Source organism: Actinoplanes sp. NPDC004185 (assembly GCF_053603475.1).
On the sequence record NZ_JBSGFR010000021.1, the window covers coordinates 98587 to 113176 of the forward strand.

At 70.8% G+C, this 14590-nt stretch carries 11 protein-coding genes and 1 riboswitch; of the genes, 5 read left to right on the forward strand and 6 right to left on the reverse strand.

Annotated features, from left to right (window positions below; translation table 11 throughout):
• Positions 1-91: 91 nt before the first annotated feature.
• Positions 92-303: riboswitch (cobalamin riboswitch) on the forward strand.
• Positions 304-435: 132 nt separating this feature from the next.
• Both ACWEOZ_RS22400 and ACWEOZ_RS22405 read left to right on the forward strand, forming a co-directional pair.
• A complete protein-coding gene (locus ACWEOZ_RS22400; RefSeq protein ID WP_451912611.1) occupies positions 436-2820 on the forward strand; it encodes a ribonucleoside-diphosphate reductase subunit alpha in 2385 nt (794 codons plus the stop codon).
• A complete protein-coding gene (locus ACWEOZ_RS22405; RefSeq protein WP_451912612.1) occupies positions 2821-3816 on the forward strand; it encodes a ribonucleotide-diphosphate reductase subunit beta in 996 nt (331 codons plus the stop codon).
• 83 nt (positions 3817-3899) lie between these two features.
• Here the strand turns inward: ACWEOZ_RS22405 and ACWEOZ_RS22410 are convergent, their stop codons facing one another.
• Positions 3900-5243, reverse strand: coding sequence for an aminotransferase class I/II-fold pyridoxal phosphate-dependent enzyme (locus tag ACWEOZ_RS22410; RefSeq protein ID WP_451912613.1), 1344 nt, complete (start codon positions 5241-5243; stop codon positions 3900-3902).
• 47 nt (positions 5244-5290) lie between these two features.
• Here ACWEOZ_RS22410 and ACWEOZ_RS22415 point away from each other — a divergent pair, with 47 nt between their 5' ends.
• The 3 genes from ACWEOZ_RS22415 (at position 5291) to leuE (ending at position 7737) form a co-directional block, all read left to right on the forward strand.
• Entirely contained in the window at positions 5291-6550 is a 1260-nt protein-coding gene (locus ACWEOZ_RS22415; protein ID WP_451912614.1) for a bifunctional pyridoxamine 5'-phosphate oxidase family protein/GNAT family N-acetyltransferase, read from the forward strand.
• 9 nt (positions 6551-6559) lie between these two features.
• Positions 6560-6943: a VOC family protein gene (locus ACWEOZ_RS22420; protein WP_451912615.1), complete on the forward strand. Its 384-nt coding sequence runs from the start codon at positions 6560-6562 to the stop codon at positions 6941-6943.
• Positions 6944-7014: 71 nt separating this feature from the next.
• Positions 7015-7737, forward strand: a complete 723-nt coding sequence (leuE, locus tag ACWEOZ_RS22425; RefSeq protein ID WP_451912616.1) for a leucine efflux protein LeuE — start codon at positions 7015-7017, stop codon at positions 7735-7737.
• A 21-nt stretch (positions 7738-7758) separates the two neighbouring features.
• Here the strand turns inward: leuE and ACWEOZ_RS22430 are convergent, their stop codons facing one another.
• From ACWEOZ_RS22430 to ACWEOZ_RS22450, 5 genes are all read right to left on the reverse strand, one after another.
• Positions 7759-8535 carry a sporulation protein gene (locus tag ACWEOZ_RS22430; protein ID WP_451912617.1) on the reverse strand — a complete coding sequence of 259 codons (777 nt, stop codon included), beginning with the start codon at positions 8533-8535 and terminating at the stop codon, positions 7759-7761.
• A gap of 12 nt (positions 8536-8547) precedes the next feature.
• Entirely contained in the window at positions 8548-9606 is a 1059-nt protein-coding gene (locus ACWEOZ_RS22435; RefSeq protein ID WP_451912618.1) for a hemolysin family protein, read from the reverse strand.
• The gene (locus ACWEOZ_RS22440) at positions 9603-10964 is read right to left on the reverse strand and encodes a hemolysin family protein (protein ID WP_451912619.1); all 1362 of its coding nucleotides are present in this window, start codon (positions 10962-10964) and stop codon (positions 9603-9605) included. Before ACWEOZ_RS22440 ends, ACWEOZ_RS22435 begins: the two co-directional genes overlap by 4 nt.
• Before the next feature lie 147 nt (positions 10965-11111).
• Complete coding sequence (locus ACWEOZ_RS22445) at positions 11112-12623, reverse strand: M28 family peptidase (RefSeq protein WP_451912661.1); 1512 nt, start codon at positions 12621-12623, stop codon at positions 11112-11114.
• A gap of 128 nt (positions 12624-12751) precedes the next feature.
• The gene (locus ACWEOZ_RS22450; protein WP_451912620.1) at positions 12752-14563 is read right to left on the reverse strand and encodes a serine/threonine-protein kinase; all 1812 of its coding nucleotides are present in this window, start codon (positions 14561-14563) and stop codon (positions 12752-12754) included.
• Positions 14564-14590 lie beyond the last annotated feature (27 nt).

Genomic DNA, 14590 nt, shown 5'->3' on the forward strand with positions numbered 1-14590 from the left:
TCCGGTCCACGCGCGCAGGCTCAGCCGATCGGGCATGATCCGACACGCCGACACGACATGTGGTGTTGTACAACGGCTGTCGCACCTAGATATGGTGTTGCTCGCAGCTGGTTCGCCCGTCCCTCCAGGACGGCGCGAGGCAAGAGGGAACCCGGTGGGAGACCGGGACTGCCCCCGCAGCGGTGAGCGGGAACGACCGCCGTCATCAAGCACTGGGCCCGGGCCCGGGAAGCGACGGCCAGTAGGCGACCGGCAACGGTCAGGCCCGCGAGTCCGAAGACCTGCCAGCGCGCCGCACGCTTTCGCGTGCGGCGGTCCGAGGCCGCGTGGGACGGCCGACGCCACTTCAGGTGTACGCGCACAGCCGCGTCCACCGGCGTCCTCCTGCGCGCCCGAAGACCGTTCCGCCGACGGGCTCGCGAGGAGAGAGAGTTCATGACGGTCATGCAGGACAAGACTGCGTACGATCCGGCCGTGCCGGAGCAACGCCGGCACGCGATGCAGGTGCGCAAGCGCAATGGTGAGACCGAGTCGGTCGACGTCAACAAGATCGTGCGGGCGGTCGAGCGCTGGGTCGCCGACCTGGACGAAGTGGATCCGCTGCGGGTGGCGACCAGGACCATCAGCGGGCTCTACGACGGTGCGACCACCGCGGAGCTGGACAAGCTGTCGATCCAGACGGCCGCGGAGCTGATCGGTGAGGAGCCGCAATACTCGCGTCTGGCGGCCCGGCTGCTGGCGGCCTTCATCGACAAGGAGGTGCGCGGGCAGGGCATCGCCAGCTTCAGCCAGGCCATCGCCCGCGGCCACGCGGAAGGGCTGATCGGCGACGCGACGGCTGCCTTCGTGGCCGAGAACGCCCGCAAGCTCGACGATGCCGTGGACCCGGCCGGCGATCTGCGCTTCGAGTACTTCGGGTTGCGGACCGTCGCCGACCGCTACCTGCTGCGGCATCCGCAGTCCCGGCTGGTCGTGGAGACGCCGCAGTACTGGCTGCTGCGGGTCGCCTGCGGGCTGTCGGCCAACGCCGGTGAGGCGATCGCGTTCTACCGGCTGATGTCGTCGCTGGCCTACCTGCCGAGCTCGCCGACACTCTTCAACTCCGGCACCCGGCACACCCAGATGTCGTCGTGCTTCCTGGTGGATTCGCCGAAGGACGAGCTGGACTCGATCTATGAGCGGTACCAGCAGGTGGCGCGGCTGTCGAAGTTCGCCGGCGGCATCGGCATCTCCTGGTCGCGGGTCCGCGGGCGCGGCGCCCTGATCCGCGGCACGAACGGTCAGTCCAACGGCATCGTGCCGTTCCTGCGCACGCTCGACGCCAGCGTGGCCGCCGTCAACCAGGGCGGCCGTCGCAAGGGCGCGGCCTGTGTCTACCTCGAGCCCTGGCACCCGGACATCGAGGAATTCCTCGAGCTGCGGGACAACACCGGCGAGGACGCCCGCCGGACGCACAACCTGAACCTGGCCAACTGGATCCCCGACGAGTTCATGCGCCGGGTCGAGGCCGACGAGATGTGGTCGCTGATCGACCCGACGGACGCACCCGAGCTGCCGGACCTGTTCGGGGCCGACTTCGACGAGGCCTACCGCGCCGCCGAGAAGAAGGCGGTCAGAATCGTCAAGGCCCGTGACCTGTACGGCCGGATGATGCGCACCCTGGCGCAGACCGGCAACGGCTGGATGACCTTCAAGGATCCGTCGAACCGGCTGAGCAATCAGACCGGCGTGCCGGGCAACACGATTCACCTGTCGAATCTGTGCACGGAGATCCTGGAAGTGAGCTCGGACGACGAGACAGCCGTCTGCAATCTGGGCTCGATCAACCTCGCCGGGCATCTGAGCGGCGACGGCGTGGACTGGGAGAAGCTGCGGGCGACGGTGCGGACGGCGGTCGTCTTCCTGGACCGCGTCATCGACATCAACTATTACCCGAGCGCCGAGGCCGCGGCCGGCAACCCACGGTGGCGTCCGGTCGGGCTCGGGCTGATGGGCTTGCAGGATGCCTTCTTCGCGCTTCGGCTGCCCTTCGACTCCGCTGCGGCGCGGGAGCTGAGCACGCGGGTCGCCGAGGAGATCTACCTGACGGCACTGGAGAGCTCGGCCGACCTTGCCGAACAGTGGGGCGCACACCCGGCGTACCCGCAGACCAGAGCGGCCAACGGCGACCTGCAGCCGGATCTCTGGGGTGTGACGCCGACGCAGACCGCCCGGTGGGCGGCGGTGCGGCAGCGGATCGCGGCCACCGGGCTGCGGAACTCGCTGCTGATCGCGATCGCGCCGACGGCGACGATCGCCTCCATCGCCGGCTGCTACGAGTGCATCGAGCCGCAGGTCAGCAACCTCTTCAAGCGCGAGACGCTGAGTGGTGAGTTCCTTCAGATCAACACCTATCTGGTACGGGAACTGAAGGCGCGCAACCTCTGGACCGCAGCCGTCCGCGAGCAGATCAAGCGCGCCGAGGGCTCGGTGCAGGGCATCGCCGCCCTGCCTGCCGACGTCCGCGAGCTCTTCCGCACGGCGTGGGAGCTGCCGCAGAAGGCGCTCATCGATGTGGCCGCTACCCGGGCTCCCTATGTGGACCAGTCGCAGTCGCTGAACCTCTTCATGAGCGCGCCGACCATCGGCAAGGTGTCGTCGATGTACCTCTACGCGTGGAAGGCCGGCTTGAAGACCACGTACTACCTGCGTTCGCGCCCTGCAACGCGCATCCAGCAGGCGACCGTGGCCGTCGCGCCGACCGTGCCGGCGCCGGTCGGCGACGACGAAGCTGTGGCCTGCTCCCTGGAGAACCCCGAGTCGTGTGAGGCGTGTCAGTAGATGTTGCTGGATCCCGGAATGGACCTGACCCTGCGACCGATGAAGTACCCGCACTTCTTCGATCGGTTCAAGGACGCGATCAAGAACACCTGGACCGTCGAGGAGGTCGACCTGCACTCCGACCTGGCCGACCTGGCCAGGCTGTCGCCCGCGGAGCAGCACCTGGTCAGCCGCCTGGTCGCCTTCTTCGCCACCGGCGACACGATCGTCGCGAACAACCTGGTGCTGAACCTCTATCAGCACGTCAACTCGCCGGAAGGACGGCTCTATCTGTCGCGGCAGCTCTTCGAGGAGGCCGTGCACGTCCAGTTCTATCTGAACCTGCTGGACACCTATGTGCCCGACGACGCGGAGCGGGCCGCGGCCTTCGACGCGGTGGAGCAGATCCCGTCGATCGCGCGGAAGGCCGCCTTCTGCTTCCGGTGGATCGACTCGGTCTTCGAGCTGCGGGAGCTGCGGTGCAAGGACGACCGGCGGGCGTTCCTGCTCAACGTCATCTGCTTCGCCGCGTGCATCGAGGGCCTGTTCTTCTACGGCGCTTTCGCCTACGTCTACTTCCTGCGGTCGCGTGGACTGCTGCACGGTCTCGCGTCGGGAACGAACTGGGTGTTCCGCGACGAGTCGATGCACATGGCTTTCGCCTTCGACGTGGTCGAGCAGGTGCGCGCGGAGGAGCCGGATCTCTTCGACGAGGAGATGGAGCAGCAGGTTCGCGACATGCTGGCGGAGGCCGTCGAGTGTGAGGTGCAGTTCGCGGTGGATCTGCTGGAACAGGGTGTCTCCGGCATGTCGCCGGGCGACATGCGCGAATATCTGCAGCATGTGGCGGACCGCCGGCTGGCGCAGCTCGGCATCGACGCGGTCTACGGCTCGCAGAACCCGTTCGCCTTCATGGAACTGCAGGACGTGCAGGAGTTGTCGAACTTCTTCGAGCGCCGGGTGTCGGCTTATCAGGTCGGCATCAGCGGGTCCGTGAGCTTCGACGACGACTTCTGACCGCCTGCGCCGGGCACTGCCGTCCGCCGCGTCGCGGACGGCAGTGCCGGCGCGTTCCCGCCGGCTGGGCCCGGAGCCGGCAGTCATCGTGAGGGTGCGGGCACGGCGGCGGGGTGGGCTGCGGCGGCGACCTGGTCGGCCAGGGCTTCGATGCCGTCGTCGTCGATGGGGCTGACCGTCATCCGGACGCCGGGCGGTGCCTCCATCCGGAACAGGGACCCCGGGGCGACCGCATAGCCCGCATCGCGCAGGGTTGCCACCATGCGGGTCTCGTCCTCGACGTTGACCCAGATGTTGATGCCGGTGGCACCCCGCGCCCGTACTCCGCGCACCGCCAGCGCCTCGCGCAGCGAACGGCGGCGACGGTCGTAGTCCGCACCTGCCGCGGCGATCCGGACCTCGGTGTCCTCGTCGCGCCACAGCCTCAGCAGCAGACGCTGCAGCACTGTGGACACCCAGCCGGCTCCGATACGCATGCGGCCGACCACCCGCGCGATGGTCGCCTCGTCCCCGGCCAGGACAGCGATACGCAGGTCGGGGCCGTACGGCTTCGAGGCGGATCGGACGAACGCCCATGACTGCGTCGCGCCACTGAGGCAGTGCAACGGCACGCCGGCCAGCTCGGCGGCGTGGTCGTCCTCGATGAGGAGCGCTTCGGGATTGCGGCTCAGGACCGCGCGCAGCTCTGCCGCACGACCGGCGGTGACCGCGGCCCCCGTGGGATTCTGCGCGCGAGCCGTGATCACCACGGCGCGCGCCCCGGAAGCCAGAGCGGCGGCGAGCCGGTCGGGCAGCGGGCCTTCGTCGTCGACCGCGACCGGCACGGCGGTCAGGCCCAAGGCGCCCAGCAGGTCGAGCAGATTGGCCCAACCGGGATCCTCGACGGCGACCGGATCACCCGGGCGCAGGTGTGTTGTCAGCAGTCGCTCGATGGCATCGAGGGCGCCGTTGGTGACAGTGATGGCGGCATCGACGGGCACCCCGTCAGCGGCGAGGCGGGGCCGGGCGGCATCGATGAGCTGGGGCATGACGCCGGCGGCCGCATAGCCCATGGGCGGACCGACCTCATCGGACACTGGGCGAAGGTGCCGGCCCAGGGACGGCAGCAGCCGGGTGTCGGGGTCGCCGGCCGACAGGTCGAGCGCGCCCGCCGGCACCGGCAGCCGCAACGCGGAACGCGGGCTGGCCACGGCCGGCCGGGCCCGGATCCGGGTGCCCTGGCGGCCCACGGACTCGACGATGCCGCGCTGCCGCAGCTCCTGGTAGGCCTTGGACACGGTGGCCGGGCTGACGTGCAGGCTGTCGGCGAGAACCCGGATGGGCGGCAGGCGATCGCCCCAGGCCCAGTCGCCGAGGCGGACCCCCGCCTCGATGCTCGCGGAAATCGAGGCGGCGCTGGATCCGGTGACCTGATACTGTGCTGACACAAGAGAGATTGTGTACTAGTACAGCCCCGTTGGCAAGGAGGGTTTCCGTGACCGACCTCTATCAGCCCACCGCTCGGACCACGGCCACCCGCAATCGCGACCGGATGCACTACGAACGCGAGAAGGCACACGCCATCCTGGACGAGGCGTACGACTGTTCCGTCGCCTTCGTGGTCGACGGTGAGCCACGGGTGCTGCCCACGCTGCACGTCCGCGTCGAGGACACGTTGTATCTGCACGCTTCCACCGGAGGCCGGCTGGGATTGCAGGCCAGAGGCGACGGCGTGCCGGTTGCCGTGTCGGTGACGCTGCTCGACGGCATCGTCTACGCGCGCTCCCAGTTCCACCACAGCGCGAACTACCGATCGGTGGTGGTGCACGGGAACGCCCGGCCGGTCACCGACATGTCGGAAAAGCGGGCGGCGATGGACGCGCTGGTGGAGCGGATAGGCCACGGCCGCAGCGCGGCGAGCAGACCGCCGACGGCACGTGAGCTGGCGACGACCACGGTGCTGGCGCTGCCTCTCGTCGAGGTGTCGGTGCGAGCCCGCACCGGCGGCGTCGTGGACGACCCGGAGGATCTGTCGCTGCCGCACTGGGCCGGCGTGCTGCCGCTTCGCCGGGTCGCCGGTCCGCCGGAGCCGGACGCGGGAGTCAGCGGTCCCCCGCCCGCCTACCTGCCGGGACCGACCTCGGCGTGGCACATCGCGGCGCCGATGCACGGTCGGCATGTCGCGTTGGAGCCGCTGGCCCCCGGTCACGCGGACGGCCTGCTGGCGGCGATCAACGATGACGAGGTGTGGCAGCACCTGCCGGGCCGGCGGCCGCGGAGCAGCGCGGAGATGGCCGAGCTCATCGCTGTCGCTGCCCGCGAGCAATGGGACGGCAAGAGGGTTTCGTGGGCGCAGGTCGATCCCCGGACCGGCGAGGTGATGGGCATGACGAGCTATCACGACATCGACCCGGAACGGCAGGCGGTCGGCATCGGCCACACCGTCCTCGGCCGTCGGTGGTGGCGCACCGGGGTGAACACGGAGGCGAAGCTCCTGCTGATGGAACGGGCCTTCGAGGTGCTCGGCGCGGAGCGGGTGTTCTGGTACACCGACATTCGCAACGAGAGATCACAGCAGGCGATCGCCCGGCTGGGCGCGACGCGGGACGGGATGATCCGACGGCACCGGTTGCGTCCGGACGGGACGTGGCGGGACACGGTGTTGTTCGCGATGACGGTGGAGGAATGGCCCGCGGCCGCGAAGCGCCTCCGGGCGCGCCTGGAGACCGGCGCTGCACCGGCTGACCTTCATTAGGGTGGGGGGATGGCATGCCGCATAACGGAGCTCGTGCTGGACGCGCTCGATCCGGACCTGCTCGCCCGCTTCTGGTGTGAGGTGCTCGGCTACGTCGAGCTGGAGCGTGACGCCAACGGCGACATCGAGATCGGGCCGGCCGACGGTGGCTTCGGTGGGCCCCAACCGACCATCGTCTTCAACCGCACCACGCAGCCGAAGACGGGTCAGCTGCGTCTGCACATCGACGTCAATGCGACCGATCGCGACCAGGACGCGGAACTGCAGCGTCTGCTCGCGATCGGTGCCCGGCCGGCCGACGTGGGCCAGACGGGGGACGAGAGCTGGCATGTGCTCGCCGACCCCGAGGGCAACGAGTTCTGCCTGCTGCGACGGCGGGTGGACCCGGCGTAAGGCGCGGCGTGGGGAAGGACACAAGGATCTGGCTCTCCGGCTACTGCCGGCGCTTCGCTGGGGCGCTGAGGATGAGAGTCGTGCTGGGGATCACTGACTTCTGGACGTACGTGCTGGGCACGGCGGCGATCGTGTTGCTGCCTGGGCCGAACTCCATCTTCGTGCTGACGGTGGGCGCGCAGCGCGGGGTGCGAGCGGGATATCGGGCCGCCGCCGGGGTGTTCGTCGGCGACGCAGTGCTCATGGCGCTGGCTGCTGCCGGCGTTGCTTCGCTGCTGCGGACGTACCCGCCGGCGTTCATGGTGATCAAGTACGCGGGTGCGGCCTACCTGGCCTGGGTGGGTTTCGGCATCATCCGTGGGGCCTGGCAGAAGTGGCGTGGCCGCGGCGATTCGGCGGCGGTCGCTCAGCAGAGCGCCGATGCGGGGACGGCCGGGAACGCCGCGGGCGCCGCGGATCAGGTGAGGCCGACCGGGCTCAGTGCGGGGATGCAGCGGCCGTTCCGGCGGGCGCTGGTGGTCAGCCTGCTCAATCCGAAGGCGATCCTGTTCGTGGTGTCGTTCTTCATCCAGTTCGTCGAGCCGGGGTACGCCCACCCGGCGCTGTCGTTCCTGATCCTCGGGGCGGTTCTGCAGGTGTTCAGCGCGCTCTATCTCACCGGGCTGATCTTCGGCGGACGGTTCCTGGCCGGCCAGTTCCGGCGTCGTCAGCGGCTGTCCGCGGCCGTGGCGACCGGGATCGGCGCTGTGTTCGTCGGCTTCGGGATCAAACTGGCCACCGCCACCACCGGCTGACCGGCGGACGGCAACGCCCGCTCACCCCGGCGAGGACCCCTTACCGACCACCTCGTGCACCCAGCCCTCCACCACCGGCACCCAGTCCACCCCGGACACCTCGTCGTGCGAAACGCGATACCTGGCGTAGGTGTCCCGCCCCTCCCGCAGCAGACCCCCGCGCTTGTCGAACTCCAGGATCACCTCGATCCCGGCCGGGTCCGCCACGAAGGTCACTTCCACCTCGTCCATGGACTTCGCATACTCCGCCGGCGCCGCGTACTCGATTTCCTGGTAGAACGGCAGCTCCTGCCGTACCCCGTAGATCCCGCCTCTTTCCACGTCCGCGTGCCGCAGCCGGAAGCCCAGGCGGTCGAAGGCCGCCAGGATCTCGTCCTGGGCCGGCAGCGGGTGGATCTCCACCCCGTCCAGGTCTCCCTGGTCCACCGATTTCGCCACTGAAAGTTCCGTGCGCACGCCCATCGTCATCCCGGCCAGCGGCTTGCCCGCCAGGTGCGTCACCGGCGTCTCCCACGGCACCGTCAGCGTGAACGGGATGTCTTCGCGCACCCCCGCCCGCAGCGTGAAGTTCCCGGCCACCGAGGCGCGGTGGAACTCCAGCAGGGCCTCGCCGTCTTCGGCTTCCGCCCGGGTCACCAGGGCCAGCACGATGTTGTCGATCAGGACGTCGTATTCGCCGCCGGCCACTCTGACCTCGCCGCGCAGGGTGCCGCCGGGGCGGGTGGCCGGGTCGGTCAGGACCGTGTCGACGCTCGGTCCGCCCACCCCGAACGCCCGCAGCATTCTCGCGAAGACCATCCGGCCATCCTCTCAGCGCATGCGCCGGCCGACCGGCACCGGGTCCGTCTCGTCGTCGAATTCGCCGATCACCTGCTCCAGCAGGTCCTCCAGGGCGACGAAGCCGACCCGGCCCTGGCCTCGGCGGGTCACCAGCGCGAACTGGGCCCGGGCCGCCCGCATCCGGGTCACCGCGTCCGTCACCGTGACCGCCGCTTCCAGCGTGAACGGCGGATCCATCAGCTCGGCCGCCGTCGCCGTCCCGCCCGGGGTGGTGACCCGGATCGCGTCGCGGACGTGCACCACGCCCAGCGCCTCGCCCGTCGTGGAGACCACCACCAGCCGGGACCGGCCGCAGCGCAGCGACGCCGCTTCGATGTCCAGGGCCGAGGCGTCCGGCGGAACCGTCACCAGCTGGGCGTCCGGGGTCATCACGTCGGCGACCTTGGTGTCCTGCAGCTTCAGCATGCTGGTCAGCAGCTCGGTCTGCTCCGCGCCGATCAGGCCTTCCGCGCGGGAGCGTTCCAGCAGGATGTGCATCTCCTGCGGGCCGTGCGCCTGGGCCAGCTGGTCCTGCGGGTGCACCCCGAACGGGCGCAGCGCCACGTTGGCCAGGGCGTTCAGCGCGACCAGGGCCGGGCGGACCATCCGGACGAAGCCGCGGAACGGCAGGGCCAGCAGGGTCGCCGAGCGTTCCGGGTCGGTGATCGCCCACGACTTCGGCATCATCTCGCCGACCACCAGGTGCAGGAAGGTGACGACGATCAGGGCCAGCAGGAACGCGATGATGCCGCTCGGCATGTCCGGCAGGCCGATGCCGTGCAGCAGCGGGTGGACCAGGTGCTCGATGGCCGGCTCGGCCAGCGCGCCCAGGCCCAGCGAGCACAGCGTGATGCCGAGCTGGGCGGCGGCGAGCATCAGGGACAGCTCACGGCTGCCGTCCAGGGCGGCCCGGGCGGCCCGGCTGCCCCCCGCGGCGGCGTGTTCCAGGCGGTAACGCTTGCTGGCCACCAGCGCGAACTCGGCGGCGACGAAGAACGCGTTCCCGGCGAGCAGGAGCACCGAGCAGATCACAGCCCAGGTCGTGCTCATCGGGACTCCTCCTCGGCGACGGGAGCGGCGGCGAGAACAGTGGCGGAGACGGCTGCGGGCCCGGGCGGGGCCGACAGCCGTACGGCATCAGGCACGTGCCGGTCCACCGAAAGCACCGCCAGCGCTGTGCCGGAGGCGAGCGACACGGCGTCACCGACCTGCGGCACCCGGCCGAGCTCGGACATCACCAGGCCGGACACCGTGTCGTATTCGTCGCTCTCCGGCAGGTCGACGCCGGTCGCGTCGATGACCTCGTCGATGCGCCAGCGGGCCGGGACGATCCACGAGCCGTCCTGCTGGCGGGCCGGGGCCGGCTCGGGCAGGTCGTCCTCGTCGCGGATCGGGCCGACCAGCTCCTCGGCGATGTCCTCGAGGGTGATGATGCCGGCGAAGCCGCCGTACTCGTCGACCACGCAGGCGAGCTGGCGGTGGTCGCCGCGCAGCCGGTCCAGCACCGCGGGCAGGCGCAACGAGGCCGGCACGAAGAGCGGGGGCACGGCCAGGGACTCGACCGGGACTGTGGCGCGGTCGGCCGCGGGCACGGTCAGGACGTCCGAGATGCCGACCACTCCGATGATCTCGTCGACGCCGGTGCCGGCGCGGACCGGGAAACGGGACCGGCCGGTGTCGAGCAGCTTCACGACCTGGGACGCCGGGTCGTCGGCGCGGACCGTGTGCACGTCCACGCGGGGGATCATCACCTCGGACGCGACCCGGCGGCGGAAGTCGAGGCCGCGGTCGAGCAGCGCCGAGAGCTCCGGATCGAGGTGACCCTCGGCGCGGGACTCGGCGATGATGTGCTCGAGGTCCTCCTCGGTGGCGCCCTCGGGCAGCTCCTCGATCGGCTCGATGCCGACCCGGCGCAGCAGCCGGGCCGCGGCCTTGTCGAAGAGCTTGATGATCGGCCCGAAGACGGCCAGGTAGATCAGCGTCGAGCGGCTGAGGGCCTTGGCCAGCTTCTCGGCGCGGGCGATCGCGAAGTTCTTGGGAGCGAGCTCTCCCAGGACCATCTGCACGACGGTGGCGATGAGCAGGGCCAGCACGATCGAGATGGGCAGGCTCACCGCGGTGGGCACCCCGGCCACGCCGAGCAGGTCGGCGAAGCCCTCACCGAGGAACGGCTCAGCGACGTAGCCGACGATCAGCGCGGTGACGGTGATGCCGAGCTGTGCGCCGGACAGCACGAAGGAGAGCCGTTCGGTGACCTTGAGGGCGCGTTCCGCGGCCTTGTCGCCCTGCTCGGCCTCCTGGCGCAGGCGGCTGCGGTCGACCGCGACATACCCGAACTCCTGGGCGACGAAGTAGCCCGTTACGGCCGTCACCAGGATGACTAGCAGAAATCCGACCAGGATCACCATGGCCGGGCCGGAAAGACGAGAAGCCGGGCCGAGCCCGGCTGCATACTGCCGATCATCCGGAAAAGATAGCAGCGGCGGCTGCGAGTCCGCTGTGAGAAACCCGAGCGGGGGTACGGCCGCAGCCGCACCCCCGCACGCCCCCGTCCGTCAGGCGCGGGTGATGGTGACGTTGTCCACAGCCGCCTCCACCAGGCTCGCCGTGCCGGTGTCGGCCGCCTCCACCTGCAGCCGGATGGACTGCCCGGCGTACGCGGAGAGGTTGACGGTCGCGGTCTGCCACGCGGCGGCGCGGTTGCTCGCCGCCCCGGCCTGGGTGAAGACCGTGGTCGTGGTGCTGCCGGAGATGACCCGGACCCGGAAGTAGTCGCCGCTGGTCGCGTTGTTCAGGTGCGCGAGGTACCAGGAGAACGACAGGCTCAGCGGGCCGGTGGGCAGCGTGATCGCCGGGGACCGGATCGTCGTGGTGCCGCCGTCCACGTCGTTGGCGCCCGCGCTGGCTCCGGCGGCCGCGCCGGTGACCAGGTCGTTGGTGCCGCTGACCGTGGTGCCGAGCTGGGTGGCCACGCCCGAGGTGGTGGCGGCCGGGTCACCGCGTTCGAAGGCACCGAGGGTCGCGGTGTCGGTGGCCCCGGCGTTGGTGGTCCAGCCGGTCGCGGTCTCGAACGTGTCCGAGTAGACGGTCTCGCCGGTGGGCGGGGGCTCGGTGCCGCCACCGTCGGCCAGGGCCCACACGGTGGCCGCGATCGCGTCGGAGTTGCGGTTCAGCGCCGTGTCGTTGATGTTCGCGCTGGTGTCACAGGCAGCGTGGTAGCAGGGGTCGAAGGCGCCGGTCGTACCGCCCCAGAGGGTCACCTGGGCCGCGGTCTTGCGGCCCTCCGCCCCGGTGAAGATGCCGCCGGCGGGGATGCCCGCCGCGATGAACGGGCCGTAGTCGCTGCGCCCGTCGAAGTCGGTGCCGCGGGTCGGCACACCGATCGAGGTGAAGTACGCCTCCAGCGTGTCCTCGATCTCAGCGGAGCCGGCCGGGCCGGGGCCCGAGCCGGTGCCGTCGGAGTTGTCGCCGTCGTAGAGGAAGTAGCCGGGGTTCGGCGACGCCACCATGTCGAAGTTGAGGTAACCGCCGATGGCCGCCTTCTGCGCCGAGCTCAGCGAGTTCACGTACGCGGTGGAGCCGCGCAGGCCCAGCTCCTCGGCGCCCCACCAGCCGAAGCGCAGGTGCCGGGCGGGCTGGAAGCCGGTCCGGGCCACGGCCAGCGCGACCTCGAGGTTGGCGGCCGAGCCGGAGCCGTTGTCGTTGATGCCGGGGCCGGCCGTGACGCTGTCCAGGTGCGCGCCGACCATGAGGGTGTCGGAGGTGTCGCCGCCGGGCCAGTCCGCGATCAGGTTGTAGCCGGTCGCGCCGTTGTAGGTGAACGACTGCTGCTGGGTGGTGAAGCCGGCCGCGTCGAGCAGACCCTTCACGTACGTGACCGAGGCCAGGTAGCCGGGCCGGCCGTGGGCGCGGTTGCCACCGTTCGCCGTGGCGATCGACTGGAGCTGGGTGAGGTGCGCCTTGACGTTCGCGACCGGAATGTCCGGCGGGGCCACAGCGGCCGCCCGGACGGGAGCGGCCTGGACGGGGGCGGCGAAGAGGGCGGCGAGCAAGGCCGACGCGCCGATCAATGGGACTGCTCTCACGGGGTGTCCTCCGCGGGGCTCGGGGGGCGCCGTCGCCCAGGGTGTGGCGGCGGCCACGCCGAGCATCGCAGAGACGCAGTTCTATGCACTCATATCGAATGAGCCATATCTCAGCTGTCCGTGAAGAAGGTGCTCTGGATCATGCCCCATTTCTCGAAATTGCCGGGCCAGTCCAGATCCAGGGTCATCAGGCCGATCGCGTACGCCCGGCCGTCGTTGGCCGCGCGCCACCGGGTCATCGCGTGCATCCGGTCACCGTTGCGCCCGTCGTACGTGTATTCCCAGTCCGCCGCCCGGGCCAGGCCGGGCACCCGGTCGATCCGCAGCTGGGTGTAGTTGCGCAGGTCACCGGCGGCCCGCAGCCGGGTCACTTCCTTGCGGCACGCCTGCACGGGGTCACCCTGCGGGCTGCGGTCGGGGTCGATGCTGAGGATCCGGAGGTTGCCGGGGTCGCGGAAACAGATCGTGGTGCCGATCGTCTGATAGGTCCAGCCGTCCGGGACCGCGATGTGGAAGCCGGCGTCGCTGAAATACGACCACCCCGGGAACAACGCCCAGCCGTCGCGCAGCTTCTCCGCCCCCGCGACCGGAGTGCGGGGCAGTCCGGGCGGCGCCGGGCTGGCGCAGTTCACCGGGCTGAAGCCACCGGAGCTGCCGCCGCTGCCCGAGGACGTGACGACGCTGGGCGTGGACCCGATGGCCGTGGGCTGTGCACGGTCGTCGTCACCGCGCAGGGCCAGGCCGGCGGCCACGCCACCACCGGCGAGCACGGCCAGGACCAGCCCGCCGACCAGGAGCCGCCGGCGCGACCCCGGCGGCTCGACCGGGTCCGGGGCCCGGCGCTGAGCCGGGACGAGCGGCTCACTGGGGTGCTCCACCCGCTCGGCGGCCGGCCCGGGCGGATAGACGACCCCGGGCAGGGCTTCGGCCAGGGCGGCGCCGAGACCGCCACCGGCCGGCTCGGCTCTCGCCTCGACGGGCTCCGGCTGAGGCTGCGGGCGGGAGTCCGGGCCGGGCTGATCGTCGGGGGCCTTCCTGGGCCCGGGTACGACCGCACGGCCGAACGTCGTCCCGGACGTCCTCGGAGGCGGAGGGAGCAGACCGGCCTCGGCCACGATCAGGCGCAACCGTTCGGCCACCTCCGCACCGGTGAGCCGTTCCACCGGCTCGCGGCGCAGCAGTCCGGTGAGCACGGGAGCCAGCGGCCCGGCCTTCACCGGCGGATCGGCCTCGTCCGTGGCCAGCGCCATCAGCGTCGCCATGGCACTGTCGCGGGCGAACGGGGACCGCCCCTCGACGGCCGCGTACAGGGTCGCGCCGAAGGACCAGAGATCCGACTCCACGGTGGACGCCCCGTCGCGGGCGCGTTCCGGGGAGACGTACTGCGGGGAGCCGACCACCATGCCGGGACCGGTGACCGAGCCGTCGTCGACGAAGGTGGCCAGGCCGAAGTCGGTGAGCACGACCCGGCCGTCGTGGCCGATCAGCACGTTGTGCGGCTTGACGTCGCGGTGCAGCACGCCGGCCCGGTGCGCGGCGGTGATCGCCTCGAGCACGTCCAGGCCGATCCGGGCCGCCTCGGCCGGCGCGAACGGGCCGTCCTCGCCGATGACCTGGTGCAGGGAGCGGGACGGGACGTACTCCATCACGATCCAGGGCAGGTTGTCGGCGTGCACGACGTCGTAGATGCGCACCACGTGCGGATGGTTGAGCCGGGCGGCGCTGCGGGCCTCGCGCAGCGTGCGGGTGCGCAGCCGGGCCTGCTCCTCGTCGGTCATCCATTCCGGCGGGACGAACTCCTTGACGGCGACGTCCCGGTCGAGCATCTCGTCACGGGCCAGCCAGACCCGGCCCATGCCGCCGGAGCCGACCGGCTCCAGGAGCCGGTACCGACCGGCGATGAGCATGCGCCTGACCGCCATCAGCCCCCATCCGTAGCTTCTTCGACC

Excerpts from the sequence above, each read along its gene's own strand:
- leuE (WP_451912616.1), top strand. The coding sequence starts at position 7,015 with ATGAGAGTCGTGCTGGGGATCACTGACTTCTGGACGTACGTGCTGGGC.
- ACWEOZ_RS22440 (WP_451912619.1), bottom strand. The coding sequence starts at position 10,964 with ATGGTGATCCTGGTCGGATTTCTGCTAGTCATCCTGGTGACGGCCGTA.
- ACWEOZ_RS22430 (WP_451912617.1), bottom strand. The coding sequence starts at position 8,535 with ATGGTCTTCGCGAGAATGCTGCGGGCGTTCGGGGTGGGCGGACCGAGC.
- ACWEOZ_RS22405 (WP_451912612.1), top strand. The coding sequence starts at position 2,821 with ATGTTGCTGGATCCCGGAATGGACCTGACCCTGCGACCGATGAAGTAC.
- ACWEOZ_RS22450 (WP_451912620.1), bottom strand. The coding sequence starts at position 14,563 with ATGGCGGTCAGGCGCATGCTCATCGCCGGTCGGTACCGGCTCCTGGAG.
- ACWEOZ_RS22400 (WP_451912611.1), top strand. The coding sequence starts at position 436 with ATGACGGTCATGCAGGACAAGACTGCGTACGATCCGGCCGTGCCGGAG.
- ACWEOZ_RS22435 (WP_451912618.1), bottom strand. The coding sequence starts at position 9,606 with ATGAGCACGACCTGGGCTGTGATCTGCTCGGTGCTCCTGCTCGCCGGG.
- ACWEOZ_RS22420 (WP_451912615.1), top strand. The coding sequence starts at position 6,560 with ATGGCATGCCGCATAACGGAGCTCGTGCTGGACGCGCTCGATCCGGAC.